Source organism: Andreesenia angusta (assembly GCF_001855385.1).
GTDB lineage: Bacteria > Bacillota > Clostridia > Tissierellales > Gottschalkiaceae > Andreesenia > Andreesenia angusta.
The window spans coordinates 397,643-421,796 of the sequence record NZ_MKIE01000002.1 but is presented as its reverse complement, the minus strand read 5'-3'; the positions used below and the strand labels follow the sequence as shown (position 1 = coordinate 421,796).

General features: G+C 39.6%; 45 protein-coding genes, 1 tRNA gene and 1 pseudogene. 35 read left to right on the top strand and 12 right to left on the bottom strand.

The window, feature by feature from the left end:
* Together EUAN_RS12640 and EUAN_RS04465 are read right to left on the bottom strand one after the other, a co-directional pair.
* A partial coding sequence (locus tag EUAN_RS12640; RefSeq protein WP_211266276.1) for a hypothetical protein occupies positions 1–184 on the bottom strand: 184 nt, incomplete at its 3' end.
* Between the two features lie 89 nt (positions 185–273).
* Entirely contained in the window at positions 274–582 is a 309-nt protein-coding gene (locus EUAN_RS04465) for a hypothetical protein (protein WP_071062097.1), read from the bottom strand.
* A 96-nt stretch (positions 583–678) separates the two neighbouring features.
* Here EUAN_RS04465 and mnmH point away from each other — a divergent pair, with 96 nt between their 5' ends.
* The gene (gene mnmH, locus EUAN_RS04460) at positions 679–1,509 is read left to right on the top strand and encodes a tRNA 2-selenouridine(34) synthase MnmH (protein WP_071062095.1); all 831 of its coding nucleotides are present in this window, start codon (positions 679–681) and stop codon (positions 1,507–1,509) included.
* Between the two features lie 48 nt (positions 1,510–1,557).
* A complete protein-coding gene (locus EUAN_RS04455; protein WP_071062093.1) occupies positions 1,558–2,565 on the top strand; it encodes an acyltransferase in 1,008 nt (335 codons plus the stop codon).
* A 61-nt stretch (positions 2,566–2,626) separates the two neighbouring features.
* Here EUAN_RS04455 and EUAN_RS04450 read toward each other — a convergent pair whose 3' ends face one another.
* Positions 2,627–3,085 carry a GyrI-like domain-containing protein gene (locus EUAN_RS04450; RefSeq protein WP_071062091.1) on the bottom strand — a complete coding sequence of 153 codons (459 nt, stop codon included), beginning with the start codon at positions 3,083–3,085 and terminating at the stop codon, positions 2,627–2,629.
* A 171-nt stretch (positions 3,086–3,256) separates the two neighbouring features.
* On the opposite strand from EUAN_RS04450, the gene EUAN_RS04445 reads away from it, so the two are divergent.
* Positions 3,257–3,472 (top strand): heavy-metal-associated domain-containing protein, encoded by a 216-nt coding sequence (locus EUAN_RS04445; RefSeq protein WP_071062089.1) that lies wholly within the window; start codon positions 3,257–3,259, stop codon positions 3,470–3,472.
* 148 nt (positions 3,473–3,620) lie between these two features.
* Here the strand turns inward: EUAN_RS04445 and EUAN_RS04440 are convergent, their stop codons facing one another.
* The 8 genes and pseudogenes from EUAN_RS04440 to EUAN_RS04410 form a co-directional block, all read right to left on the bottom strand.
* Positions 3,621–4,742 (bottom strand): tyrosine-type recombinase/integrase, encoded by a 1,122-nt coding sequence (locus tag EUAN_RS04440; RefSeq protein ID WP_071062087.1) that lies wholly within the window; start codon positions 4,740–4,742, stop codon positions 3,621–3,623.
* 149 nt (positions 4,743–4,891) lie between these two features.
* On the bottom strand, positions 4,892–6,574 hold the full coding sequence (locus tag EUAN_RS04435) for a coiled-coil domain-containing protein (RefSeq protein WP_071062085.1): 1,683 nt from the start codon (positions 6,572–6,574) through the stop codon (positions 4,892–4,894).
* Entirely contained in the window at positions 6,555–7,616 is a 1,062-nt protein-coding gene (locus EUAN_RS04430; protein WP_071062083.1) for a dsDNA nuclease domain-containing protein, read from the bottom strand. Before EUAN_RS04430 ends, EUAN_RS04435 begins: the two co-directional genes overlap by 20 nt.
* 68 nt (positions 7,617–7,684) lie before the next feature.
* Positions 7,685–8,134, bottom strand: a complete 450-nt coding sequence (locus EUAN_RS04425; RefSeq protein ID WP_071062081.1) for an ImmA/IrrE family metallo-endopeptidase — start codon at positions 8,132–8,134, stop codon at positions 7,685–7,687.
* A 176-nt stretch (positions 8,135–8,310) separates the two neighbouring features.
* Positions 8,311–8,463, bottom strand: coding sequence for a (2Fe-2S)-binding protein (locus EUAN_RS12170; RefSeq protein WP_084655703.1), 153 nt, complete (start codon positions 8,461–8,463; stop codon positions 8,311–8,313).
* 77 nt (positions 8,464–8,540) lie between these two features.
* On the bottom strand, positions 8,541–9,308 hold the full coding sequence (locus EUAN_RS04420; RefSeq protein ID WP_071062080.1) for a DUF1828 domain-containing protein: 768 nt from the start codon (positions 9,306–9,308) through the stop codon (positions 8,541–8,543).
* A gap of 24 nt (positions 9,309–9,332) precedes the next feature.
* Positions 9,333–9,770 (bottom strand): annotated as a pseudogene (locus EUAN_RS13045) (DUF6978 family protein).
* A gap of 17 nt (positions 9,771–9,787) precedes the next feature.
* Positions 9,788–10,132, bottom strand: coding sequence for a helix-turn-helix domain-containing protein (locus EUAN_RS04410; protein ID WP_071062075.1), 345 nt, complete (start codon positions 10,130–10,132; stop codon positions 9,788–9,790).
* Between the two features lie 159 nt (positions 10,133–10,291).
* Here EUAN_RS04410 and EUAN_RS04405 point away from each other — a divergent pair, with 159 nt between their 5' ends.
* The 5 genes from EUAN_RS04405 to EUAN_RS04385 are packed head-to-tail and all read left to right on the top strand — an operon-like array spanning position 10,292 to position 12,724.
* On the top strand, positions 10,292–10,516 hold the full coding sequence (locus EUAN_RS04405) for a helix-turn-helix transcriptional regulator (RefSeq protein ID WP_071062073.1): 225 nt from the start codon (positions 10,292–10,294) through the stop codon (positions 10,514–10,516).
* Between the two features lie 23 nt (positions 10,517–10,539).
* Entirely contained in the window at positions 10,540–11,244 is a 705-nt protein-coding gene (locus EUAN_RS04400; RefSeq protein WP_071062072.1) for a hypothetical protein, read from the top strand.
* A 36-nt stretch (positions 11,245–11,280) separates the two neighbouring features.
* Positions 11,281–11,586: a hypothetical protein gene (locus EUAN_RS04395; RefSeq protein WP_071062070.1), complete on the top strand. Its 306-nt coding sequence runs from the start codon at positions 11,281–11,283 to the stop codon at positions 11,584–11,586.
* Between the two features lie 51 nt (positions 11,587–11,637).
* Positions 11,638–12,378, top strand: a complete 741-nt coding sequence (locus tag EUAN_RS04390; protein WP_071062069.1) for an antA/AntB antirepressor family protein — start codon at positions 11,638–11,640, stop codon at positions 12,376–12,378.
* A 13-nt stretch (positions 12,379–12,391) separates the two neighbouring features.
* Positions 12,392–12,724, top strand: coding sequence for a hypothetical protein (locus EUAN_RS04385; protein WP_071062067.1), 333 nt, complete (start codon positions 12,392–12,394; stop codon positions 12,722–12,724).
* Positions 12,725–12,874: 150 nt separating this feature from the next.
* On the opposite strand, the gene EUAN_RS12635 is transcribed toward EUAN_RS04385, so the two are convergent.
* Complete coding sequence (locus tag EUAN_RS12635; RefSeq protein WP_169817342.1) at positions 12,875–13,036, bottom strand: hypothetical protein; 162 nt, start codon at positions 13,034–13,036, stop codon at positions 12,875–12,877.
* 71 nt (positions 13,037–13,107) lie between these two features.
* On the opposite strand from EUAN_RS12635, the gene EUAN_RS04380 reads away from it, so the two are divergent.
* The 27 genes from EUAN_RS04380 (at position 13,108) to EUAN_RS12610 (ending at position 24,013) form a co-directional block, all read left to right on the top strand.
* Positions 13,108–13,296, top strand: a complete 189-nt coding sequence (locus EUAN_RS04380; RefSeq protein ID WP_071062066.1) for a helix-turn-helix domain-containing protein — start codon at positions 13,108–13,110, stop codon at positions 13,294–13,296.
* A 2-nt stretch (positions 13,297–13,298) separates the two neighbouring features.
* Positions 13,299–13,559 (top strand): hypothetical protein, encoded by a 261-nt coding sequence (locus tag EUAN_RS04375; protein WP_071062064.1) that lies wholly within the window; start codon positions 13,299–13,301, stop codon positions 13,557–13,559.
* Positions 13,547–13,720 carry a hypothetical protein gene (locus EUAN_RS12630; protein ID WP_169817341.1) on the top strand — a complete coding sequence of 58 codons (174 nt, stop codon included), beginning with the start codon at positions 13,547–13,549 and terminating at the stop codon, positions 13,718–13,720. The genes EUAN_RS04375 and EUAN_RS12630 overlap by 13 nt, the downstream gene beginning before the upstream one ends.
* A 48-nt stretch (positions 13,721–13,768) precedes the next feature.
* Complete coding sequence (locus tag EUAN_RS04370) at positions 13,769–14,017, top strand: hypothetical protein (protein ID WP_071062062.1); 249 nt, start codon at positions 13,769–13,771, stop codon at positions 14,015–14,017.
* Positions 14,007–14,549 carry a host-nuclease inhibitor Gam family protein gene (locus EUAN_RS04365; protein WP_071062060.1) on the top strand — a complete coding sequence of 181 codons (543 nt, stop codon included), beginning with the start codon at positions 14,007–14,009 and terminating at the stop codon, positions 14,547–14,549. The genes EUAN_RS04370 and EUAN_RS04365 overlap by 11 nt, the downstream gene beginning before the upstream one ends.
* A gap of 11 nt (positions 14,550–14,560) precedes the next feature.
* A complete protein-coding gene (locus tag EUAN_RS04360; protein ID WP_071062058.1) occupies positions 14,561–15,130 on the top strand; it encodes an ERF family protein in 570 nt (189 codons plus the stop codon).
* Between the two features lie 12 nt (positions 15,131–15,142).
* Positions 15,143–15,421: a hypothetical protein gene (locus tag EUAN_RS04355; RefSeq protein WP_071062056.1), complete on the top strand. Its 279-nt coding sequence runs from the start codon at positions 15,143–15,145 to the stop codon at positions 15,419–15,421.
* 54 nt (positions 15,422–15,475) lie between these two features.
* Entirely contained in the window at positions 15,476–16,306 is an 831-nt protein-coding gene (locus tag EUAN_RS04350; RefSeq protein ID WP_071062054.1) for a helix-turn-helix domain-containing protein, read from the top strand.
* Complete coding sequence (locus EUAN_RS04345; protein WP_071062053.1) at positions 16,215–17,006, top strand: ATP-binding protein; 792 nt, start codon at positions 16,215–16,217, stop codon at positions 17,004–17,006. The genes EUAN_RS04350 and EUAN_RS04345 overlap by 92 nt, the downstream gene beginning before the upstream one ends.
* Positions 17,007–17,142: 136 nt before the next feature.
* Positions 17,143–17,604, top strand: a complete 462-nt coding sequence (locus tag EUAN_RS04340) for a class I SAM-dependent methyltransferase (RefSeq protein ID WP_071062051.1) — start codon at positions 17,143–17,145, stop codon at positions 17,602–17,604.
* Positions 17,604–18,002 carry a DUF1064 domain-containing protein gene (locus tag EUAN_RS04335; protein ID WP_071062049.1) on the top strand — a complete coding sequence of 133 codons (399 nt, stop codon included), beginning with the start codon at positions 17,604–17,606 and terminating at the stop codon, positions 18,000–18,002. Before EUAN_RS04340 ends, EUAN_RS04335 begins: the two co-directional genes overlap by 1 nt.
* Positions 18,003–18,016: 14 nt before the next feature.
* Positions 18,017–18,214, top strand: coding sequence for a hypothetical protein (locus EUAN_RS04330; RefSeq protein WP_071062048.1), 198 nt, complete (start codon positions 18,017–18,019; stop codon positions 18,212–18,214).
* 12 nt (positions 18,215–18,226) lie between these two features.
* Complete coding sequence (locus EUAN_RS04325) at positions 18,227–18,484, top strand: hypothetical protein (RefSeq protein ID WP_071062046.1); 258 nt, start codon at positions 18,227–18,229, stop codon at positions 18,482–18,484.
* A 63-nt stretch (positions 18,485–18,547) separates the two neighbouring features.
* Positions 18,548–18,814, top strand: coding sequence for a nucleoside triphosphate pyrophosphohydrolase family protein (locus EUAN_RS04320; RefSeq protein WP_084655701.1), 267 nt, complete (start codon positions 18,548–18,550; stop codon positions 18,812–18,814).
* Positions 18,811–18,951, top strand: coding sequence for a hypothetical protein (locus EUAN_RS12625; RefSeq protein WP_169817340.1), 141 nt, complete (start codon positions 18,811–18,813; stop codon positions 18,949–18,951). Before EUAN_RS04320 ends, EUAN_RS12625 begins: the two co-directional genes overlap by 4 nt.
* A gap of 22 nt (positions 18,952–18,973) precedes the next feature.
* Positions 18,974–19,408, top strand: a complete 435-nt coding sequence (locus EUAN_RS04315; protein WP_071062044.1) for a single-stranded DNA-binding protein — start codon at positions 18,974–18,976, stop codon at positions 19,406–19,408.
* Positions 19,409–19,455: 47 nt separating this feature from the next.
* Complete coding sequence (locus EUAN_RS04310) at positions 19,456–20,250, top strand: hypothetical protein (RefSeq protein WP_071062042.1); 795 nt, start codon at positions 19,456–19,458, stop codon at positions 20,248–20,250.
* Positions 20,251–20,266: 16 nt separating this feature from the next.
* Positions 20,267–20,581: a hypothetical protein gene (locus EUAN_RS04305; protein WP_071062041.1), complete on the top strand. Its 315-nt coding sequence runs from the start codon at positions 20,267–20,269 to the stop codon at positions 20,579–20,581.
* A 24-nt stretch (positions 20,582–20,605) separates the two neighbouring features.
* On the top strand, positions 20,606–20,893 hold the full coding sequence (locus EUAN_RS04300) for a nucleotide modification associated domain-containing protein (RefSeq protein WP_071062039.1): 288 nt from the start codon (positions 20,606–20,608) through the stop codon (positions 20,891–20,893).
* Entirely contained in the window at positions 20,893–21,294 is a 402-nt protein-coding gene (locus EUAN_RS04295) for a YopX family protein (RefSeq protein ID WP_071062037.1), read from the top strand. Before EUAN_RS04300 ends, EUAN_RS04295 begins: the two co-directional genes overlap by 1 nt.
* A complete protein-coding gene (locus EUAN_RS12620; protein ID WP_169817339.1) occupies positions 21,294–21,467 on the top strand; it encodes a hypothetical protein in 174 nt (57 codons plus the stop codon). The genes EUAN_RS04295 and EUAN_RS12620 overlap by 1 nt, the downstream gene beginning before the upstream one ends.
* A complete protein-coding gene (locus EUAN_RS04290) occupies positions 21,468–21,686 on the top strand; it encodes a hypothetical protein (protein WP_071062035.1) in 219 nt (72 codons plus the stop codon).
* A gap of 15 nt (positions 21,687–21,701) precedes the next feature.
* On the top strand, positions 21,702–21,854 hold the full coding sequence (locus tag EUAN_RS12615) for a DUF6906 family protein (RefSeq protein WP_169817338.1): 153 nt from the start codon (positions 21,702–21,704) through the stop codon (positions 21,852–21,854).
* Between the two features lie 14 nt (positions 21,855–21,868).
* Positions 21,869–22,360, top strand: coding sequence for a hypothetical protein (locus tag EUAN_RS04285; RefSeq protein ID WP_071062034.1), 492 nt, complete (start codon positions 21,869–21,871; stop codon positions 22,358–22,360).
* A 1-nt stretch (position 22,361) separates the two neighbouring features.
* Positions 22,362–23,051: a putative HNHc nuclease gene (locus tag EUAN_RS04280; protein ID WP_071062032.1), complete on the top strand. Its 690-nt coding sequence runs from the start codon at positions 22,362–22,364 to the stop codon at positions 23,049–23,051.
* A gap of 10 nt (positions 23,052–23,061) precedes the next feature.
* Positions 23,062–23,430 carry a hypothetical protein gene (locus EUAN_RS04275; RefSeq protein WP_071062030.1) on the top strand — a complete coding sequence of 123 codons (369 nt, stop codon included), beginning with the start codon at positions 23,062–23,064 and terminating at the stop codon, positions 23,428–23,430.
* 524 nt (positions 23,431–23,954) lie between these two features.
* Positions 23,955–24,013: transfer RNA gene (locus tag EUAN_RS12610), tRNA-OTHER, on the top strand.
* The last annotated feature ends 141 nt before the right edge of the window (positions 24,014–24,154 follow it).

The window sequence follows — 24,154 nt, the reverse complement described above, 5'->3', positions numbered from 1 at the left end:
TGTCATCAGCATATTTCTTGTCTCCAACCATTTTCTGAACAAGCTCTAGTTCATCTGGAGTCAGTGCATTGTATGGACGACTTTTGCGTTCAGACTGCTTCCTTTCAAGAGTTTCACTATTCTGCCATCGCTGTATTCGTTTTCTGCAGATCTGAAGAAGCTGACAGATTCTAACGAGAGGCATACCTTGAGATTGGCTCCATGAAACAATGTCCAAAAGTTGCTGACGTTCATAGCCATATATATGCTTATTCTTAAAAGAGCCTTTGAAGCCTACTTGTCGTTTTTTTTTAGAATTAGATATTCCACAGTCAAGTCTGCAAGTGCTTTCTCCTTGCGGTCCAACTCTTTGGCTAGTTCCTGGTATTCCTCAAAGGAAACGTCTTCAAGTACCTTTGTCTTAGCACCTTTCGTCTTCAGACGATCTACAGCCCCTGCTTCTACAAGTTCTTCAATCTCTCTAAGGTCATTCAGGTGTATTCCGTATTCGCGCAGAACTTCCCCTACGTTGCTTTCGTCTCTGGTCTTGATGTAGATTTCAAATTTGGTTTTCGCAGTCAGTCTTCTTCTCTTTGTTGTCATCGTGATCACTCTCCATTTTCTTATTTTAATCATATCACGTTTGCCAACATTTATTGCTAGTGACTGCGACATTTTCTAGCTTAACATATCGACATAGTGGACAGAAAGCTTCCAGAGATATACGAGCAGATAAAGAAGCTAGAAGACGAGTACAGCTCCATAATCTGCTTCTGCGAGAGAGGCGGAATGAGGAGCACTTCGCTTGTAGGGCTGCTCTCAAGTCTAGGATCAAGAGTTTACAAGCTAAAAGGCGGATACAAGCAGTACAGGGCCTATATAAACGAGAACCTTCCAAAGCTTGTGGAAGAGGTGAAATTCGTGGTGATTCACGGAAACACAGGAGTGGGAAAGACCAAGATACTGCTGGAGATAGACAAGCTAGATGGAGCCATGCTGGACCTTGAAGGCTGTGCCAACCATAGAGGCTCTTTTTTCGGGAATGTAGGGCTTGGAGAGACTAAGACTCAGAAGCAGTTTGAGTCAAACGTATATGAAGCATTAAAGGCCAGAAAAGGCGATGTACTTTTTGTAGAGGCTGAAAGCAAGAGGATAGGGAAAGTGCTGCTGCCAGAGTACCTGCACAAGAAGATGGTGGACGGAGTCCATATAAACGTGCACTCCTCAATGGATAAGCGTGTTGAAAACATAATAGAGGACTACGACTGCGACGTCTCCGAGATTCTGGAGTCGCTTGAAAAGCTGAGAGCCTACAGGCCTAAAGAGGAAGTAGAGCACCATATAGAGCTTGTGAAGAGCGGAGACTATAGGACGGTAGCCAGAGAGCTTATGGAGAACTACTACGACCCTATGTATGGGAAGAAGGCCAAGCCATACGAGCTGGACTACGAGAATGTAGATGAGGCTGAGACTGCAAAGTTTCTAGTTGAGTGGTTAGAAAAGCAGGAAGTAGATGAAATGCAAGACTAGGAGTTAGGCTTTGGCCCGACTCCTATTTTTCTAGGAAGGGGAAGACTGATGGAAAAGAAAGATAAGCTCATAGAGTTGGACGTGCTAAGGGCCATACTCTGCATATGCGTACTGCTTATACATATAACAGCTCCTCTACCGGGGAGCTTTGAGAAGGGGACCGCAGGGGCCATAGTATCAAGCTACATAAATGCAAGCATAAAGTTCGCCGTGCCTTGCTTTATAGCTGTAAGCGGATTTGTAATGAGCTATGTATATGGAAAGAGAACGGTCGCGCCATATGAATTCTACAGGAAGAGACTGCCGAATATAGTATTCCCGTATCTTGTCTGGAGCGGAGTCTACACAGCGCTTTTGGTCTACCGGGGAGAGCTGTCGCTTGATATAAAGACGGCGCTCTACAACCTGTCTACCGGAAGGGCCATGTACCACCTTTACTTTATGGTGCTGTTAATTGGGCTCTACTTGCTTTTTCCGTTTTTAAGTAGTATCTACGCAAGATACAGCCCAGTGGTGCTTACAGCACTGCTTGTAGCGGTGAATTTGGTCTATTTCAGCGTGGCCGAAGGTGTATACTCTCATGTCAATCCGCTGAAGTACATAGGCTTCTTTGCTACGGGGATGTTTATGGCAAAGGGATACAATCAGAAGAAGGAGCTTCTGGAGAAGTGGAGAAAGCCGGTAGTGGCAATCGGAATCATGCTCACCATATACTACTGTATATCAGTCTACTACAGTCAGTACTACAATGAGATGCTGCCGTTTTACAGCGCAACATGGCTGTTCTACGCCATATTTTCATTTTTTATGTACCTTGCGCTTTCTTCAATCATAGAAAGAAACTCGGGCAAGAGTATATCTGTGATGACTGAAATTTCGAAAGAGTCTTTCGTCATATACCTCTCGCATCCGCTTCTGCTGATTCTGCTTGGCGACCTGTACCCTGAAGGATACTCGGAGCTTCTAAAGGCGGCTTTTAACACTGTCGGACTGGCGCTTATATATTCCGTATGGATATGGATGAAGAGGGTGAGAAGGGTTAGGAGCAGTGCATAAACTTGTCGTCGACCTCCAGTAGCGCAAAAAACCCGGGAGGTCGACGACAAATTAAAAAAACTTACTCTAACGGGAAAACTATTTTAGTCAAAAGCTCGCTTTCAGGCACTTCCGTAGGTGAGTTGTAGTAGAACTCATAAACTATGCCTGTAGGCTTGTGATTGTTCTCGCTCATCCAGGTGGACATTTCTTCATAGACAGATTCCAGATTGCTATAAGAACCTTTATACATACAGAAAGCCTTCTTGCCTCCGGAAATGACATTCGATTCTATATCTCCGCTGCCTTCAAGGCTTTCGCTTACAGGAAAACCTATTTCGATATCCAAATCAGACATATCCATATTGTAGTATGCTACAAAAGGTGCTTCAGACGGCTGCTTACCTAAACTTCCCAAATAAGCAATAATGGCTTCGAACGATTTGCCTAATTTTAGAGGCATTTCCTCTAGTGAAGTTCTTGTCCTTATTGAAAGAACTTGTTGAGGCCCAACATCTTCAACTTCAAATTTGTATCCCATTTTAAATTTCCCCCTGTAATTTGACTTAAACTTTCTTTTTAATAAGATAATACCCATTAAACTTTCGCTACAATCAGAATCATAGTTCAATAGAATATTATTTAGAGAGATGGCATTTGTTTTTCAGCTTGATCAACGTGGGTATATATGCAAAAAAAGGAGGGATGATTTGTGAGAAAGAAAATACTGATAGAGGGAATGAGTTGTGAGCACTGCGTAAAGGCTGTTACAGAGGCGCTGGGTAAGCTTGATGGAGTTGGTGATGTGAAAGTCAGTTTGGAAGAAAAAAACGCAACTGTAGATATCGATGGTGATGTTTCGGATGAAGCTATCAAAATAGCCATAAAGGGTGCTGGCTATGAGGTGGTTGGTATAGAGAAAATATAGGAAGAAACAGAAAATAGCCGCCAAATTTATGGCGGCTATTTTCATACCTATAACTGTAGAAATCCTACACGTTAAATCTGAAATGTTTGATATGAATGGCTAAATATCAAGGCTTTAAACTACTATTGTTGCAATAGTGTTGCAGTGGTTAAGAAAAGATGTCTATTTCGGTCATTTTTTCTTTCTTATAAGCATCCAAAGCATCAGTATAAGTTTGAAGTGTCGTACGTATATCTTTATGTCCAAGTATAGCAGAAAGAACTTTGATGTTGCAATCCTTTTCTATCATCCTGGTGGCAAAGGTATGTCTCAGTGCATGAAGGTTGTACTGCTTTATACCAGCATTATCACAAGTTTTCTGAAACAGCCTTCTAAGATTTGCTGTAGTTCTAAAATTGTAGGTGCTAGAGAAAAAGACCAGATTAAGATGATTCAGATCACGGTGGGCCTTTCTTCTATCTAAAACTATCTGATGTACTCTTTTCGACATAGGTATTGTTCTAAGTCCAGAGTCAGTCTTGGGACAATTCTTAAAAGATGGGTTCCCGTGAATCTCGATCATAGTTTTTACGATATGGATATTTCTTTCCTCCAGGTCTACATTATCCCAAGTGAGACCCAATGCCTCGCCTATCCTCATACCAGTACCCACTAGGAAGATAAAAAGATTTAAATATTCATCAGTCTCGCAGTACTCAACTAGCTTTTGCTGCTCTTCAACTGTCATAGACTGTACTTTCTTAGCGGTTCTAGCTTTAGGGAGCAAAACACCTTCACAAGGGTTATGAGCTATCATCCTATTGGATACAGCTTGCTTTAAGCACAGCTTAAATTTATTGTGGACATACTTGAGTGTAGTAGAAGAATATTTTTCTTTGTCGCTGAACATCTGATTATATTTAACCTGTATGTCCATGCCGGTTATTTCGGTAAGCTTATAGTGTCCAAAGTTTTCAACTATATGATTTTCTAAATTATACCTATAGCTGTTAAAGCTAGTCTCTTCAAGTTGTGGCTTTGCATAGTTCTCAAGCCAAAAGTAAACCCACTCAGCCACAGTGTAGCTAGATGCCTGTTTCAGATCTATTCCTTTATACTGTTGCGATATTTCTCTTAACTTCTCGGCAACCTCAGTCTTAGTGCTACCAGATGCAGGCTTCCTGACAAGCTTGCCTTCAGCATCACGACCTACTGTTACAAGACCATACCACTTATTGCCACGCTTATAGATAGATCCTTCGCCATTTCCCCTTTTCTTAGTTTTAGCCATGATAAATTCTCCTTTTTACAGAACGTATGTTCGATTTAAGTTTAAAATAAAAGTCACTAGATATACTCTAGTAACTTTTGCGTTATGGTTCAAGGGTGCTGATATTCGGATGTCGAATAAATACCTTTCATAGTGAAAGTACAAAGTTTTTAGCTAAGATTAAACCCTAGTAAAAACTTTAAGTTAGCATCATAGTCTTTAGTGTTCAGCAAATTATAAGGATCATTATCCAATTCAATGATATTATCAAAGTTGAACTCTGGATAAGTACTTTTAGAAAATCCAAGAGTAGATAATATTACTTGAGTAGAGCTGTCAATGTTTGAGAATATGAAATTGAATAATTTTTCTCGTTTTGTATCGTCTAGTTCAGTGTTGTTGGGACTATCTAATATAATTGGGAACTTTATTGCATCGGGATTAAAAGCATACTTAATCTTTAATAGATTCAGGTGCCAAATAATCGTTGAAATTGGCTTGTTACTTCCACCAGCCTCAAAATTAGACCTAATATTTTTGAATTTTTTATCATCAAGTTCTTTTAGTCCAAACTTTACTTTAGAGTCAAGCATAAGTTCAGAGTACATATCATTTATATCTTTTTTCAGAGCATTATATTTGGACTTCTTGGTCTTCAAATCTTCTAACTTTAAATTAATAGAAGCTAAGCTACTTGACTTCTTAGCATAGTCACTTAAGAGTGAATTTATAAACTCTGAATAAGCTTTATGCTTAAATATATCTTCAATTTTACTATCAGCTACTTTAAGTTTATCTTCATATGTGGATAATTGTTCTAATAAACTTTTGTAGTAGACTTCTTCTTTAGAAATTTTATTTTCCACTTTAGATAGCTCGCTATTAAATTCATCGGATAGATAAATGAAACTCTCTAGCTCATCCCCAGTGGCTAATCGTGCATCTAAAGAATCAGCCATACTGCCACGACAAGTTGGACAGATTTTTCTTGTTAAGGTTTCATAGCTCTTTTTTTCATAGTTTATTTTTTTAATTAATAAGTCTAATTCGCTCATCAAGTCATACTTTGAGTTTCTGAGCTCTATGAGCTTGTTTTTGGCTTTTGATAGCTTTTCAGATATATCGATATATTCTTCACTGTGTCTTTGTAACTCAACTTTAAGAAGCTCCATACTTTTAGGATAAGAGTAATTACTCATTTCACTTTCTGTTTTTTCAATCATAGATTGCAGCATAGTACACTCTCGTTTTAAAATATCGATTTGTTTTTTAAAAGACTCTATTTCTCCAATTAGTTTATAATAATCTTCATTGTAAATATTGAAGTGGCTGTAAAGGAGATTTTCCTTATATGAAATAAATTCCCCTAAGTTTTTGAATGAATTAAAACTAGGACCATCCATTTTATCTTGGTGTAGATAATTAAGTATGTAAGCATAAGCTGGAGGCGCTGTGACTAAAATATTATTATCCCGATTAGGTAATTTGATTATAAAGTTGAACAAGTCACCTAAAAACTCTGCCAGTTCTTTACGGTCAGTACCTTTAAAAATGACATCATAAGAGGAGTCAAAAATTTTGAATAGTCTATCCATTCTATATATATAATAGTCTTTATCCGATATTGATATATTCATAAGATAAATTTTGCTTTTAATATTCCAGTTGTCATCAAAAAAACCATCTGAACCTAGACAATGGAATATACTAGCTAAAATCAAAGACTTACCCCTTTTATTCCCATCAACTTGATTGGAAGTAATAACATTCAATCCTTTTGAAAAAGGAACAACTTTAGCTTTTTTATTTGAAATATCAAATATAAATAGTTTTTTAACTAATAAACTGCTCATGACTTCCCTCCTCGAGCTTTATTATAACAAAAAGTAAAAACACTCGTATATCACTTTCTTCAAACTCTGGTCCAAAATCACCTTTAAATATCGGATAGAGTTTATCGATTAATTCAAATCTAGAACAATCAAAGTCATCGATATTTATCACTATATATTCTCTAACTTTTTTATCTAGAGCTTCTAGAAAGCTAGATACTGAAAATTCTCTATAGAGTTTTGAAAAGGCTTTTTTCCAAGCTAATCTTTTACGAAAACTTTCAACTTCGCTATTTATAAATTCAGTAACTTTTTCTGTTAACGTAGGTCCATTATAGTAAAGATCCAATATTTTATCCAGGTCTCTTTTTGTGAGAGCCTTTTTTAAAATTAAAGAATCATAATCGTTGCAGGCCAACTCGTAGCTAGATTTAATTTCAATTTCGCTTTTTAAAAGATTATATAGTTTTAAGGGATTTGCTAATTCAGAGTTAGTAACCTCAGAGTAAAATCGCACTGTTTTGCCTAAAAATTCATCTTCACAGTTATTTAGGTTCATCTCACTATAGATAAAATAAGAGTTATCTAAATCAAAGAACTCTCCAAGTTCTGTACTTAAAATATTGATGATTTTGTCCTTACAAGATGTTTTTAGGCTATTAAACTCTAATATTTCTCGGTCGCTATGCTCTTTGTTACAAAAATCTTTAAGGGCCTTATTACACACTAATGCTATTTTAGAATCCAGACCATTTTTTATAGATTGATGCTTCAAATCAAACAGTTTCCCTAGAACAGAGCTTCCATTTGTAGGCTTTAGTATTTTGGATAATGTATAGGCACTACTGCCTTTACTGGTTTTAATTTGATAAAACTCATATGAGTCATCAAAGTGCACTTCGATATCACATACATAATCAAAAATAACACTAAAGTTTATATTATTTTTGTACAAATCAAAAATTTTAGACAACCCCCATAAGAGTTCATTTTTAAATCTGTTTTTACTTCTAGATCCAGCTAGATCGTATTCTAAGTTCATGTAGTCATTATGTTTAGACATAAAACTGCTCCTTTATACTGCAAAGTTCATTGTTGCTTTTCACACTATATCTCCTTAAATTTAAAAAATTAAAACTTCTCCAAAACCCCCAGCGGCTCAAAATAAACTATGTAGTTGTCTACTTTAGCAAATAGCCCATGCTTTTCCCTGTAGTAATTCAAAGCCTCTTCTATGAACTCCTCAGTAACTTCCAGGAACTCTGCAAGCTCGTGCCTATTTCTCACCCCTGATTTATAGGCATTCACTAAGTCTATTAGACCTACAAGCTTTTCATATCCCCAGTTGCGGGCTACTTTCTCAAGCTTTCTATTGGAGACCTCCGACTGATCCAGGATGTCTCCAGCGGTGGTGTAGTGGTGGCCCAGTTCCTCTGCTATCACACAGGACTTTTCTACATCGGTAAGCTTGCTATTTATGGCAATAGTACTATCAGAATAGAGCCCCTTTATTTTGCCAGATAGGGGGCTTTCAATGATTTCAACTTCTTCTTCATATTCAATTAGTAGCTTTTCATACATGGCAATCCCCCTTAAAAAAATATTATATTCTCATTCCCTTTAATACCTCATACTCCATAAACTAGAGTATATTTCCACCTATGCCTATAAATAAGCTGATATGAATATCTCATATCAGTAGCTTATCAAAACTATTTATTATACTCTTCTAACAACTTTAGAATGTCCCTAGAACATCAAGTCCCTTTAGGATGAAGCTCCTTGCACCTTCCCACAGTACAAGCCCCTGTAACAGTCTTTATATCTGAAAGACTATTAGCTCCATTATCTATAGCGTCAACTATCTCTTGCTCGGTTACATTGGAGCAGTAGCATATTATAGTGGACATGGTGTTAATCACTCCTTTTAAGTCGTAAAATTATCTTTAACCTAATCATTTTGCTGACATCGGCAAAATGATTAAAGTTAAGCAGATAGCTCATTTATGGAGTTATTTCTTTCACTCCAAAGAACGTATTTAATATCATATTCAGACAACGCTTGTAACGCATCCTTTGAAGGTTTCTTGTCTTGATCATTTACAAAAGTATATAAAACAGAGTTATTAGGTCTAACATCTTTTATATCGTCCCATGAGAACATTATTGATCTAGCGTAGTCTGGCCTAAGATCATTTATAACTCTAACTATTCTTTCGGGAGCTTTTTTGTAATGTGGAATCACAAAATCGTAGTTATTCACCAGCTTGCTTTTCCCCACAAAAGAAGGACCTTCGGTATATCTAATATCGTTATTTTCAAAGAAGTTACGAACATCTTCAAGGAAGAATGACTTAACGCTACTATGGCTCAGTACAAATAAATCACTCACTTTTATCATACACTGGGTCAGCATATGCTTCTTCGAAGGAAAGTTTGACATGTTCGCTTCTACAAAAAGGTCGCCATCATCACCCATAGACACTCCGTGGGATTTCAGTATAGTTTCAAGCGCATGCTTACGCTTAGGACTTCCTTGTATGCTGAAGCCAGATAAAGCTAATTCCCCTAGAGTGTTTCCGTCATCAGTTATAGTTAAAGAGCCGTTGCTTTCCTTGACTACATAAACTTCTATATGATCGTTATTTCTATCTAGAAAAGGAGTAGTTATTCTAAAAATATTTTCACTGATTTGTTTTTCTTCGATATTTTCTTTTATCCACTTTATATATATATCAGAAAATGTATTAGTCATTATAAACCAACCCCTTTCGTGAAATTATATGACCATCTGAAAATCATTTCCTATCTCTATATTACAATAGGAACAGAAGTCCATGAAGAGTTTATTGAAATTCTTTAGATTATCGAAAAGATTTTCATGAAACGTTTCGATATCATAAGCCCAAGATAGCCCGTATTCTTCTTTGTAGATATGTATGTGGTTTCAAGAAGTGGTAGTTGAGTCTGGATTGGTATGTGGCGGAGAGTTCGCGTCTATTCTGACTAAAACTTGGTTTCCGGCATATCTTTCTTGCAACTTTGACTTCATCTCGATTTTCCCTCGCCTATCTATATCCACTATAAACTTATCTCTTCCATCCAAACTCGAAACTTGAAACTGAGCTTTCTGGTTGTTGGACGGAAGATTAGGTGTTTCCTCAAATATCTTGTCTTTGGCCATCAAAGACTTGAACAAAGAATCTGTAAGATCCATACGTTATCCCCCTTAATCTAACTTCTTTTTTTCTTCTTCATTTCCCTGACCATATCCTTGAACTTCTCTATCATCTCTTTCTCTTCGTCCGAGAACTCGTCACCGTCATGGTGCGCTGCTATAGTGACGATATCTTCTTCTCCGTTCGGGTCGTCGGTGCGGCCGAGTAAATAATCGGTTGTACTATCTAGTGCGTCAGCTATATCTGCAAGAACTCTTCCTTTGGGCTCTCTAGAGTCTTTTACATACCTACCTATGCTTACTTCGGTGATTCCAACTTTGCTAGCTAACTCTCTTTGCGTCATATTTCTAAGTTCTAATAAACCTTGAATTCTCTTTCCTATACTTTCCGTTTGGCTCATTTTCATCACCTCTCCTTACCATTAATTATAGTATATATATACCATTATGTTAAAAAACTAACCGAAAATTATAAAAAAATTAAAAAAATCGTTGACACTAACCAAACGTTGTAGTATTATTTAATTAAACCAAACGGTTAGCAAGGCGGAGGTGATACTTTGAAGAATTACGAACTGGTTGGAGAGAGAAGTAAGAAAGGGTTAACTCAAGCAGATATGGCAAGTAGGATGGGCGTTACCCTACAGACTTACCACAATAAAGAGTCAGGAACAAGGGCATTCACTTTAAAAGATGTGGAAAAGATATCTAATATTTTAGACTTAGCTATAGAAGATGTAGATAGGATTTTTTTTAAAAACAAACTAACCAAATGTATTAATTGAATCGAATGAGGAGGCTATGAGGAATGAATTTTCACGAAACAAGGTCACATAATTTTAGTGACTTAACCGGAAAAAAGTTTGGAAAGCTAACAGTTATCAAATTTATAGGAGTCACAAAGTACAAGCCGTTTTGGCTCTGCGAGTGTGATTGTGGAAACTTTGCCGAGGTGACTAGTGGCAATTTAAAAAGTGGAGGGACCAAGAGTTGTGGTTGCATTAGGATAGAAATGCTAACCAAGAGAAATACCAGTCACGGCATGGCGAATCAAAGCCATAGACATCCACTATACAAGAGATGGGCTTCTATGAAACAAAGATGCTGTAATGAGAATGCGATTAGCTTCAAGAACTATGGAGGTAGAGGCATTCAGGTTTGTGATGAGTGGAAAAACGACTACTTAAGCTTCTATAATTGGGCAGTTAATAATGGTTTTAGAGAGGATTTAGAACTAGATCGCATAGACAACGACGGAAACTACACGCCTAAAAATTGCAGATGGACGACCATTGAAAATAATCAACTCAACAAGAGAACAAATAATAGGATAACCATTAGAGGGATTACAAAGACTTTAACAGAGTGGTCGAGAATTTCAGGAATAAAAGTAAATACACTTAAAAGCAGAATGAGATATGGCTGGGAAAATGACAACTTACTAAAACCAATTGGACAAACCAAGAGCCATCTTAAAAGAGAAAGGGACTCTGAGACTGGAAGATTTCTCTAGAAACTAAGAAAAAACAGTTATTAAAGGAGGCCTAACATGGACGCAAGCATAAGAGAGTTGATTGAAAAGATAAGAAAAGAAGAAAGAGAAAAGCTAATAGAGGAAATGAAATCAAAAGAGGAATCTGTCAAGCCTCATCATTACATTTCTGACGTTATAGAAGACTGGGGGAAGGAAAATGATATTTACGCTTGGCACTTATGCAAGATCAAAAACGCCGTCTATACAATCATTAGATACTCTCTAGACATGAAGCACGTAGCAGACTTAAGAAAAGAGCAGACACCTATAGCGAAAGAAATAGCTGACAGCATTTTAGAAATGATACATCCAGTAAATTAATAATAACTAAGAATAACAAAGAAAATATTAAGAAAGACAGGAGGCATAAATATGAACGAGTTAATCAAAGTCGAAATGAATGACAATCAGGAGCAGATAGTAAGTGGTAGAGAGTTGCATGAGTTTCTAGAGGTAGGGACTCAATACACAAAGTGGTTTGAAAGAATGACAGAGTATGGATTTGCTGAAAACGTTGATTTTGCCGTGATAGTCAAAAATGACTATGACGAGACAGCCTTTGGAGGAAAGAGAAAAATCACAGATCACGTCATCAAGCTAGATATGGCAAAAGAACTTTCTATGATACAGAGGACAGATAAAGGAAAGCAAGCAAGACTGTACTTCATCGAAGTAGAAAAAGCCTGGAACACACCGGAAGCAGTCTACGCAAGAGCTCTTAAGATGGCAGACAGAAAGTTACTTGATTATAAGCAAGAGGTCAAGCAGCTCCAAGACACAATAGCCTACAAAAACGAAGTTATAAAAGGCGCTGTAATGGACGTAGACGTTCTGACCAAGAGAAACGTATTAAACAGAGTGGTTAGATATAGAGGTGCGAATTTTAGTGAAAGATGGAGGGAACTTTACAAGTCCTACAAAGAGACTTATCACATGGACCTTAAAGCGAGAACGGAAGGCTATAACATAAGGCAAAGCAAGAAGAAAGACCATCTTACGACTATAGCATACGCTGAGAAATTCGGACATATAGATGACCTTTACAAGGTGGCTTTGAAGCTTTATGAAACAGACGTAAACGACATACTAGAACATTTGAAAGAGATAGCTTAAGGAGGAATAGATAATGGCAAAATTCATAAGCATAAACGATGGGACATTAATTAACAAGAACGAGGTGCTGAAAGTAGAAAGGCTTCTGTATGACATATGGAAGGATAATTTTGAAGGGACGTGTTGTGAAACAGGAGAGCGAGAACTACTTGAATTCCTGACATTTGACCTAGCGAAGATTAAGCTTTCAAACGGTGAAGATGTGTTAGTAAAGATACTGATATATGGGCCAGAAGAAGATGAAGTCTGTATAGAAGAATGGTTTCACCAGGCCATCAGCTATATAGAAGCTGAGTGGGGAGACCTAGCTGGGCAGTTTGGAATCAAAGTTAAGGCATTCAATTGAGAAATTAAGGAGGCGAGGAAATGAAGAAAGAAGAGATATTCAAGAAGATTGAATTGTTAGATAAAGCAGATGAGGTATTTCGCGTTATTGAAGAACTGGACCATAGCTCACAAATTGCGGTTGTGAGTATAGTCCAAATTCTAATAGATACTAATCCCTTCCAAGACTATCAAGAGTCTTGTGAACAGCCTTAATCACACTGCATACAGACTCTGTATTGAGAGTAGATGTTTTAGGACCTGAGACATAGCTATTGTTCTCAATAAGCTTTATCGCCACTTCAACAGCAAGTTCTTTATCAGATTTACTCATAATATCACCTCCTTCCGGTCTAATAATACCCTTAACTGGAAGGAGTAAACCAAAACAAGGGAGGTGCTGAAATGGAGACACAAACATCACTAGTGATACTGAATACGAAGGATATACAGAACATATATGGATTTAGCAGAGATGAAACTTACAGGATACTGAATAGCAAAGGGTGTCCGCTTATATTCGGAGGCAGAGGGAAGCGATATAAGGTTGAGAAGAAAGCTTTTGAAGAGTTTCTAATGAACAGGAGGAGATAACAGTGACATCGATAGACCTAGCAGACAATATATCAGCTCTTTGCCTGGCGATACTTTCGCCAAGGCAGATGAGTGTAGAAAGAGCATTCATGGTGGTAGGTGACCCAAGAATCAAAGCAAAATGGATGACCACAGATTCTATGGAGCTAGTTAAGTTGAAAGAATTAGGGATGAGCTTAGATGAAATAGGAGAGGTTTTTGGGGTGGATAAATCTACCATATGTAAGTTGATTAAGAAGGAGGAGCGAAGATGGGAGATCTAATAGCAGTAGGAATTACATTAGGCATAGGGAGTGTCTTTGGTAGAAAGCTTATCGAAGTTTATGAAGCAAAGAAGGCACTGAGAGCAGAGAGAAAGAGAAGGGAGCAAAAAAGAAAAGCCTTCGCAATGGTGTGCGAAGACTTCAGGAACGACAACATCTAGAAAATATCGTCTAGGTGTAGTATATCACACCGACAGGGAGGAATCAACGTGAGCAAGACTAGAGAGAAAATGTTTGATATAGCAAGGCGAACAAGGCTTGGAAGAGAGCTTGTAAGCATGTATTCCGTGAATCAGAGAATGATAGCAAACTACAGCAGGGATAGGAAGAGCGAGTACGAGTTTACAAGGGCCTATGCTTCTGGAATACAGATGGCATATAAGCTCATGAATCGAGAAATAAAAAGAACTATAGAGCTAGATACAATCATGGACAGGAGGAATAAGAATGCTAGATAGAGTGATAGACGAACAACTGAATATAGACGAGGAACAAAAGGAGTCCTGGAGAGTCAAGGACGATTTGATGGCCGATTGGTGCTTAGAGAAGCTGCAGCTTATGGAGGCTGAATACAAGAGGTTCGAAATGGTAGCGAATGAGAGGATTATTACGCTAGAGAGTTCGCTGGATAAGGAGTTCGAGAGATACGACAACGAGAGGTCGTTCTTCCTCTCCAAGCTTCAAGAATACTTTGAGACAGTAGATGCCAAGGAGACAAAGACACAGATGACATACAAGCTACCTTCGGGAACTCTGAAAGTCAAGAAAGAGCAGGCGGTTATAGAGAAAGACGATGCTTTATTGCTCGAATATTTAAAGAGGGATTATCCCGAGTTCGTAAAGGTTATCGAGAAACCAAATTACGCCGAATTCAAGAAGATTTTGATGATAACGGACGATGGCATAGTCAATATGAAAACAGGCGAACTGATGGACGTTGAGGGGCTTAGGAAGGGTCTTAGGCCGGCAGAGTTTGAAATAAAGTTCTAGGAGGAATAGAGATGAATATATATGAAAAGATACAGACAGCAAAGGTGGAGCTCCAGAAAGCAGACCTTAAGAAAAGTGGGCAGAACAAATATGCAGGATATACGTACTTCGAGTTGAAAGATTTCTTGCCTAAGATAAACGAGATATTCGCAGAGCTTCAGTTACTTTCGAAAGTAAGCTTCAATAGCGAGGTGGCTACACTGGACATCGTGGATTCAGAGAAGCCAGAAGACGTAGTGACTTTCACAAGCCCTATGGCTTCGGCGCAACTGAAAGGGTGTCATGAGATCCAGAACTTAGGGGCAGTGCAGACGTACCAGAGAAGATATTTATACACTATGGCGCTTGATATAGCTGAGTCGGATGCACTAGAGGCTAATACCGGAAAGCACGAGCCAGAAAAATCAGTGACACCTCCAGCACCTAAAGTATCAGCTGAGAAGGTAGTGGCAATCAAGAATCTCGCAGAGGTCAAGGGAGTTGACGTCCCTGCGCTGCTGAAATACTACAACGTTACAAAGTTTGATGATATGAACGAGAGCCAGTGGAACCATGGCATGAAGGTTCTTCAGAGTAAGTAGGAGGTGTGAGGAATGGTGAAAATGATTTTTAACGTAGAACTGGGAGGTAAGAGAATCCCTCTTAAGTATCCTGTTTGCAGAATAATGACTAAAGACGGACAAAGCATAACAGTCACAGAAGATGAAGCAATAGACATAAGTGAAGAGCTTCACAGAATGTTTTATGCAGAGCCTACTTATGACGAGTTAGAGGACAAAGTAGTAGAGCTTGAGAGCAAGATTGAAGACTTGGAGAATGAACTAGAAGGCTACAGGGAAGAGCCTATTAGATACATGGCGGTTAGGATATAGGGGTCCGAAAGGGCTCCTTCAATAAAGACTTGTGTAGAGAGGAGAAGTGTTGATGTGAAGAAAGTAGATCGAATTAAACATCCTACGGGAGATATAAAGCAAAAAGGGTTCGGAATAATACCCAAGCTAGTAATGCAAGATACAAGACTTAGCGTAGAAGCAAAAGCTATATACGCATACATGGCAAGCTATGCGGGAGCAGGAGATACGGCTTTTCCTGGAGTAGACTTGATGATACATCACTTAGGAGTAAGTAAGAAAAGGTTCTATAGACATAGAGATGACTTAGAGAAGTTGGGATATATACAAATAACCAAATCTAGGAAAGGGAATAGAAATGCTAGTAATGTTTATGAGCTTGTTCAAAAATTAGATTTTGACAGTAGTCGTTTTGACCAGTATCAAAATGAACAGTATCAAAATGATGATGGTCAAAATGAACAGTATCAAAATGACCCCCCTAATAGTAACAGTAATAAAATCAACAGTCTTAATAATAACAGTCCTGAAAATCATCATCATCAAAAAGGAGATGACGATGAAGAAGCACCTAAAGGACTTGTAATAGATAAGGAACTCGGAGAACTGGCTAGGCTCTATCAGGAATGCATAGGACAGGCTAATAGCAGAACTGCTTTTTGGTTGGAAGAAATACTGAAAGAGTATGGATTCCTTTGGTGCAAAAATGCTCTGATAAGAGCTGATGAATACGGTGGAAGAACGAAAGCGTATGTAAGAAGCATATTGGACACTTGGAAAGCCAATGGAGGAATGAAACTGGAGGTGAAATCAGATGGAGGAAATAGCGAAAGCAATAAGCGAACTTCAAAAGAAAGTGGGAAGTCTGGAATTAGCGCAGAAGATGCCGGAGTCATATCACTGTAGCGCTTGCCAAGACAAAGGCTACATATTTACAACTCAGGGCGAGTATCAGATGGGGAAGAAGTGCAAATGCACTCTTTTAAAAGAAGCTAAAGCGAGGCTGGATAAAAGTGGACTGGGAGATTTGCTAGAAACTAGAACATTTGAAAACTATCAAGTGAGTGGCGAGTATCAGAAGTTCATAAAGAAAACGGCTATGGAGTACTTAGAAAGCTTTTTAAACGGAGATAACTACTCTTTCTCTATCTTGGGGCAGTCGGGAGTAGGGAAGACGCATATAACGACAGCGATATCTAAGAAACTGTTAGATATGGGCGTAGGGGTTAAATACTATATAGCGGATGAGATAATACAGAATTTACAGGCGTGTAAGTTTGATGAAGAAAATTACAACAATGAGTTTAACAAGATAGTCAGAGCGGATGTTTTATTTATAGACGATCTATTCAAGTCCTCTCTAACTAACTACTACAACGAGGAAGGTATAAAGAAAGAGGATTTAAGAGAGATCTTTAAAGTTATTAACTACAGATATAACAAGAAGCTGCCAATACTACTAAACAGCGAAATACATTTTGAGAGGTTTACAAATATAGACCAAGCGATAATCGGTAGGATAAACGAAATGTGTAACTACAAGTATTTGATATCAATAAAACCGGATAGTAGCAAGAACTATAGATTAAGCAAAAAGAGCGTTTAAAGACTAGGAGGCTAATATGGCAAAACGATACAGCCCAACAGCAGAAGAGGCTGACAGGTTAGCGATACAAAACCCGGACTGGCCTTGGGATGAGTGTTGGGAAATAGCGAAAGAAATTTACGGGGAGGAATAGGCGATGACAAAGATACTGGATGCTTGCTGTGGCAGTAAAATGTTCTGGTTTGACAAGAATAACGAGAATGTAACATACATGGACAATCGGGAACTTGAAGATAATCTTTGCGATGGCAGAAAGTTAGAAGTGAAACCGGATATAGTTGGAGACTTTAGAAATATGCCGTTCGAAGATGAATCCTTCTACTTGGTGGTATTTGACCCCCCACACTTGCTGAGAGCAGGAGAAGGTTCGTGGTTGGCCAAGAAGTACGGAAAACTTGGGGAGGATTGGAAGCAAGATATAGAGCGAGGCTTTAGGGAGTGCATGAGAGTTCTTAAGCCTAACGGAACATTGATATTCAAGTGGAACGAAGATCAGATAAAGCTGACGGAAATACTGAAAGTGATAGACAGCGAGCCTTTGTTTGGAAATAGACGAAGTAAAACACACTGGCTTGCTTTTATGAAAGGGATAAGCTAATGCGTTGGACACCGGAACAGTATCAGAACTACCTAAAATCAGAGTCAAAAGGCAAGCAGAACAAATACAGGAACAGAAAGACAGTTGTCGATAATATCCAGTTCGACAGCCAAAAAGAAGCTAACTTTTACTGTGAACTTAAGCTGCTGAAAAAAGCCGGGGAGATAAAGGACTTCGGATTGCAAGAGAAGTTCGAACTACAGCCGGGGTTCCAGAAGAACGGAAAGAAGCACAGACCTATTACGTACTTGGCCGACTTTGTAATCACATATCACGATGGAACTACAGAGGTGGTGGACGTGAAGGCTTCAGAAAAGTTTCAGACAGACGTATACAAGATAAAAAAGAAGCTGTTTGAGTACAAATATCCAGGGCTGAGTATAAAAGAGGTTTACTAGGGGGCTTGATTGTCTTGAAAAATCCATGCAACAGATGCAACTACAGAAACGCATACTGTCATGCAACATGTCCAGACTACATAAGCTTTCAGAGGGAAAATGACAGCGTTAGAGAGAAACGTAGACTGGAGAAAGAGGCGAATGCTGTTCTGTACGGGCAGAAAAAAGGATTGAGAATAGCGAACTACAGAAAATCATATGAGCGATTATGAGGGGGAATGGAAATGTCATATAAAAATGATTTGGTTTTCAGGAAGAAAAAGAGGTTCAAAGAAAGATCTGAAGTTGAGCTTGGCAGAAGATGCACTGTTAAACAAATGGACCAGAAACGCTCAAAAGCAAATGAATACTTTGTAGCGACAGGAAAATTTAAAGAAGAGTACGAGGACTTTTATGTATTCGAACATGAGAAGAGCAAGTACAGGGAAGCTTTTCTGAAAGCAGACCTCATGACGGGCGATAAGAGGGTTGATTATATCTAAAGTGACCTTAGGTATGGATAAGGCATTTAAAAACGACTATGAGCGAATCAGGAGGGTTACAGAGTGAATAATTGTGAAGTGTATAAGTTGGCGATGGAGAAGTATGGAGAGAGTCACCAAATGACAGTAGCGGTGGAAGAGTTGTCTGAATTACAGAAAGAAGTATGTAAGTACCAGCGAGGAGAAAACAGCAAGCAAGAAATGGCTGAAGAGATAGCTGATGTAGAGATAATGCTAGAGCAGATGAAACAGCACTTTGGATTTGGAAGCCTGGTTGAGCTATACAAGCAAGGCAAAGTGAACAGGCTGAAAGAGAGGATGGAGTTATGAGTGGAAAGGAAGATTTGAGACGTGAGATAGCCACAACTCTAACAGCTTTTGCCATAGAATACGGCATATCTCTGAGAGAAGTTATGGATATAGCTAGAACAACAATGGACTTTATAGAGATAAATTCAGAATATTAGATATTACTAGGAGGAATGGAAAATGAACGTATCAACGATTATCGGACGCCTTGTACGCGATCCAGAACTTAAGTATCTACCGAATGGAGGAACGTCGGTCACTAGAATGACAGTAGCTGTAGACAGGCAGATGTCGAAAGAGAAGAAGCAAGAAGCAGAGGGCAAGGGACAGCCTACTTGCGACTTCATAAACATAGTAGTGTGGGGAAAGCAAGGCGAAAACTGTTCCAACTACCTGAAGAAAGGCAGGAACGTGGCTATACAGGGAAGAATTCAAAGCGGAAGCTACACTGCACAAGATGGAACTAAGAGGTACACTACGGACGTAGTGGCCGAAAGAGTCCAGTTCATAGACTGGGGCGACAAGCAGCAGAGTGGAGGGACTAATTCGGGAGACTTTAACACAGAGGGATTCCATTTGGATGACAGCATAGACGAGGAGGACGTTCCTTTCTAAAAAATGGAAATAAGGGGCTTCGGGCCCTACATATCAAGGAGGTGCAGATGGTGGAGATTACGAATAAAAAATGGAGCAAAGAAGAAGTCGAGTACCTGGAAAGTGCTTGGGGAACTGTAGCGATACCAAGCATAGCGAAAAAACTGGATAGGAGCTTGCAAGCCGTAAAGCTGAAGGCTAATAAAATAGGACTCACTGCATTTTTAGAGTGCGGAGACTATATCACACTAAACCTACTCAGAACTGCCTTAAGAAACGGAAATGCTAATGGTGGGAACTACACCATAGACCAGTGGGAAAGGAAGGGACTCCCTATAAGGAGAAAGAGAGTGGACCAGTGCTCTTTCAAAGTGGTGAAGGTTGAGGACTTTTGGAGATGGGCAGAGAAAAACAGGACACTAATAGATTTTAGCAAGATGGAACCTGGAGCATTGGGTGCGGAACCAGGCTGGGCGAAAGAGCAGCGAAAAGCTGATAATGATATGGCAAAATTCAAGAGGACTCCCTGGACTGTCGAGGATGATGGGATACTTAAGTCGATGTTGCGACAATATAGATACGGATATAGAGAATTATCGGAACGTCTGAATAGAACAGAGGGAGCGATTAAGAGAAGGATAATGGACTTGGGATTGAGAGAAAGACCATTAAAAGCGTATAACCATAACAAGTGGACTGAAGAAGAAGTGGAGATTCTATCTGAAATGTATGAAAAGGGATACCAACCAGATGCAATTAGGGGAAAGATAAACAGATCGGCGCAGTCGATTCGAGGAAAGATAGAGAGGATGGTATACGGCGGACAATTAAGGCCGAGGAGCAATTTCAGGAAGACGTGTTAGGCCTAGGAGGTGCGGTATGGGGATTAGCAGAGCAGAGGAAAGACGACAACTAAAGAAAATGAAAAAGAATGTCAAGGACCTGACGATTGAAGAATTCAAAGCAATCATAGATGGGAGTGCTGGAGATGCTTTTGACAGAGGATTTAACGCAGGATTTGATATCGGAATAAGGGCAGTTATAAGTGCTCTGAAGAGAATATTCGGATTTGGAGATAAGAGGATAGATAGGCTTATGAAAGCCATAGACAAAGACATGGAGGTGGCTAATGGCATTAAAGATACTGACGGGCATAATGATAGTGACTATAGCGATAACGGGCTGGCGAATTAAGGTTGAGAATAGGGAGGAATAGAGATGGAATACAACAGACCAGAGATACATCAGAGCATATGCGACAGGTTGAACGACACGTACAGGAGAAAGAACAGCGACTACGGGAACAGCTTCACCAAGACGAGAGAGGAATACCCAGAAGCGATAGTCATACGACTGAGCGACAAGTTAGAGCGTTTGAAGACACTTCTAAAAGGCGAGGAGAGAAAGGTTGCAGATGAAAGCATAGTAGACACTTTGGTGGATCTTGCAAATTACGCCTTGATGGAGCTTGTAGAGATAGAGATAGAGATAGAGGAGGAGGCGTAATGAGAGAGATTAAGTTTAGAGCGTGGGATGAACAAAACAAAAAAATGCGATACGGAGATCCTCGAGACGATGAGTTTTATTTTGAAAACGATGGCTGTGCAATGCAGTATAGCATTTGGATGTCGAGCAATTCGGACACTAACCCTCCAATAATGCAATACACGGGCCTCCTAGACAAAAACGGAGTGCGAATATTTGAGGGGGACGTGCTGCTAGAAAGATATAAGGAGCCGGATTACGATGGCAGAGAAGGCATACTAGCGGAAGTGGTATTCCACAAAGGAGCTTTTATGATAAAGGAGCCGGGAGAAGATCCAGAATACACACTGGGCGAGACGTATGAGGACTTTGAAGTTGTCGGGAACGTGTTCGAGAACAAAGAAATGCTGGAGGTGGAGTAGTGAGAAAAATCAAAAGATACGAACACTTCAACATGATAGAGGGACTGGATCAAACGGCTGAACAGCAAGCTAAGGGTATGCTAGATTCTTGGATAGAAGAATGGGGCTATGATGGTTATGAAAATGAAAGGTATACGAGGTATTTGGATTGGTTGAAAGGAGAGGTGGAGTAAATGCTAAGAATGACATTTAGGATAGCGACAGACCATTTAGGAGATGGAGTTGTTGTAAAAACTATAGAGGACAGGGATCTACTAAGAGGGAACGGTTATTATACCTCGATATCAATAGATGGAGGAGAAGACTTTGTGGTGGTAGAGAGCTATAGGCATTACTGGGATGCAGAAACAGGTCATAAGGAGTACGTAAGACGCTTAGAGCATAGAAAATGAAGAGGAGGAAAATAAATGAAACACGGAAAGAAACCAACAGCGAGACAAAAGCAGCTAATGACAGACGAAGGACTGGATTGCAGAGAGTGGCTTGTTACTAAGGACACGCCGGACCTGATGGAGATAGTAAACAGAGAGAGCGGAAGAGTCAAAGAGATTGGGAAGTAGGGGGAGAAAGAGCCATGATAGAAGTTTCGCTCCATAGCCTGAGGATATACGGAGAGACTAAGTTAACAAAGCCCAAGGAGTTGAAAGGCATAAAGAGTAGCTTTAGCGCAGACTATATCCCTAAAAAATGCAGATGCCCAATATTCCTAGTTGGAGACGATGTCTGGATAAATCATAAAGACTACTTCAGCGGCTCTATGAAAGTTCCTCGGGAAGAATTTGGAGCGCCACTAGACTACATGGCTAATAAGTATGCTGGAAAGAACAAGGGTAAAAAATTTATATATGGCGATGCCTGGGGGAGTATAGTTCTTAGAAACGAAGCTTGGATAAAGGCAGAGCACTTGGTAAAACGTGCGCAAGACGGAGTATCTATGCTGAAACTTAGAGACGACTTCCTTAAACAGCTAGAAATCATTAATGGGTTTGAAGAGTACGAGTTGTTCAGTAGTGATATGAGTCGTTTTATAGAGAGGGTCATAAATGAAATAAAGAGGAGGGCCTAGAATGCACTACTTCTCGAAAATAACAGGAGTACGAGAGACAGACGAAGGAACGGATCTGTTACTCCGAATACCAGGGGAGCAAGTAGGCTCTATAATATCAAGACGGAAAGTTGGGGATGCTGTAGACGCTGAGATAAAGATCAACGATGGGCGCACTATTACGATAGAACAACGCAAAAAGATATTCGCATGTATAAGAGATATTTGCGACTATACAGGAGACGACCCAGACTATTTAAAAGAGTACTTGAAATACGACTACTGCGCTACTACTGGGGGAGAGAACTTCTCTCTCTCGGATTGCAGCGTAACGGTGGCCAGGGAGTTTATATCGCACATCATAGAGTTTGTCTTAAAACACAACATACCACTAGCTGATAGGGCAATAACCAGAGTTGAAGATGTGGATAGGTACTTGTGGGGGTGCATCAAATACCGCAGGTGCAGCATAACAGGAAAGTCTACAGGGGTAGACATTCACCACTGCACTGGAAGCCGTGTAGGCATGGGAAGGGACAGGAAGAGCATAGACCACAGCAATCTAGAGTTGATAGCCCTCTCTAGAGACTGGCACAACAGGGTGCACTCAGAAGGGGAGCTTCACATATTCGAGCAATACAAGATATACGGAATCAAGGTGGATAGAGAGACCCTTAAGGAACTGGGGTTAAAACATGAGGATATAGACTAGGAGGGGTATTATGGTAGCGATTAAGATAGCGAAAGACTTAGACGTAGAGAAAGACGTTATAGAGATGGAGATAGAGCGACTAAAGAGGCAGTACTATGCACTTGAAAAGATAAGGGATACTCACAAGATGGATGTAGCTACATATCACGACCAGTTATTCAGAACGGAAAGAGCCATAGAGAATTATCAGGGTATGCTGGAAGACTTGGTAGCAACTAGATACGACATAGGAAACAAGTTGAAGGACTTAAAAGGCCTAGAATACAAGGTTGGAAGAATGAAACTGTTGGAAGGAAAGAAGTTGGAGGAGATAGCGGATGAGCTAGGATATTCTTATGACCATATAGCTAGAATTTCTTCTAAAATAAAGTTAAGATGACAAGTAAATGCCAAGACGGGAAACAATATAAGTAGTAAGATATTAGTATGGCGAGGGGGAACTGTCGGACTACCCATAGTGTTGTTACGGATCCTCGCTAAATACAGAAGTCTTTCTAAACCCTGGCCGGGGGATTGCCTGAAAAGGAAAAGCCAAAATAAGTCCATTTTCCCCAAGATATTGAGACTTAATAGGCCGGCTCAACAACCGGCAATGCGTATAACTACTGAAACATAGGTAGTTAACATAAAGTGTGTATGGATATCTGCCGGTACGCACCTCCTTTCTTAAATTTATTTTCACAAACAATTCCGGGGAGTTTGCCGAAAGGATTTAGATCCGGAACATATACATAGGCATTGGGCGAGAGAAGCAAACAAGATATGATGCACAAACTCCGCCCATATAAGTCCATAGATAAGTTTTCAATGATTAACCCCTAACCATATGGCCTGAAAGGGCCAGTACATAGGCATTGAAGAAAGAGTGGACAAAGGGCCACTTTTTACGCATGTAAGGCCAATAGGGATGTAACTCAGTGGTAGAGGAATATGTTGCGCAGGTTCGACTCCTGCCATCCCGAACAACAGAGCTCTATACGAGCAATCATAAGAGGACCGAGCCCGATACTTAAATGAACGGGCAGCCACCACAAGATGGTGGAAACAAAAACTCCAGGACGCTGGGGCTCGGGAAGTTTCGGTTTATCCCCGAGAGTACATAA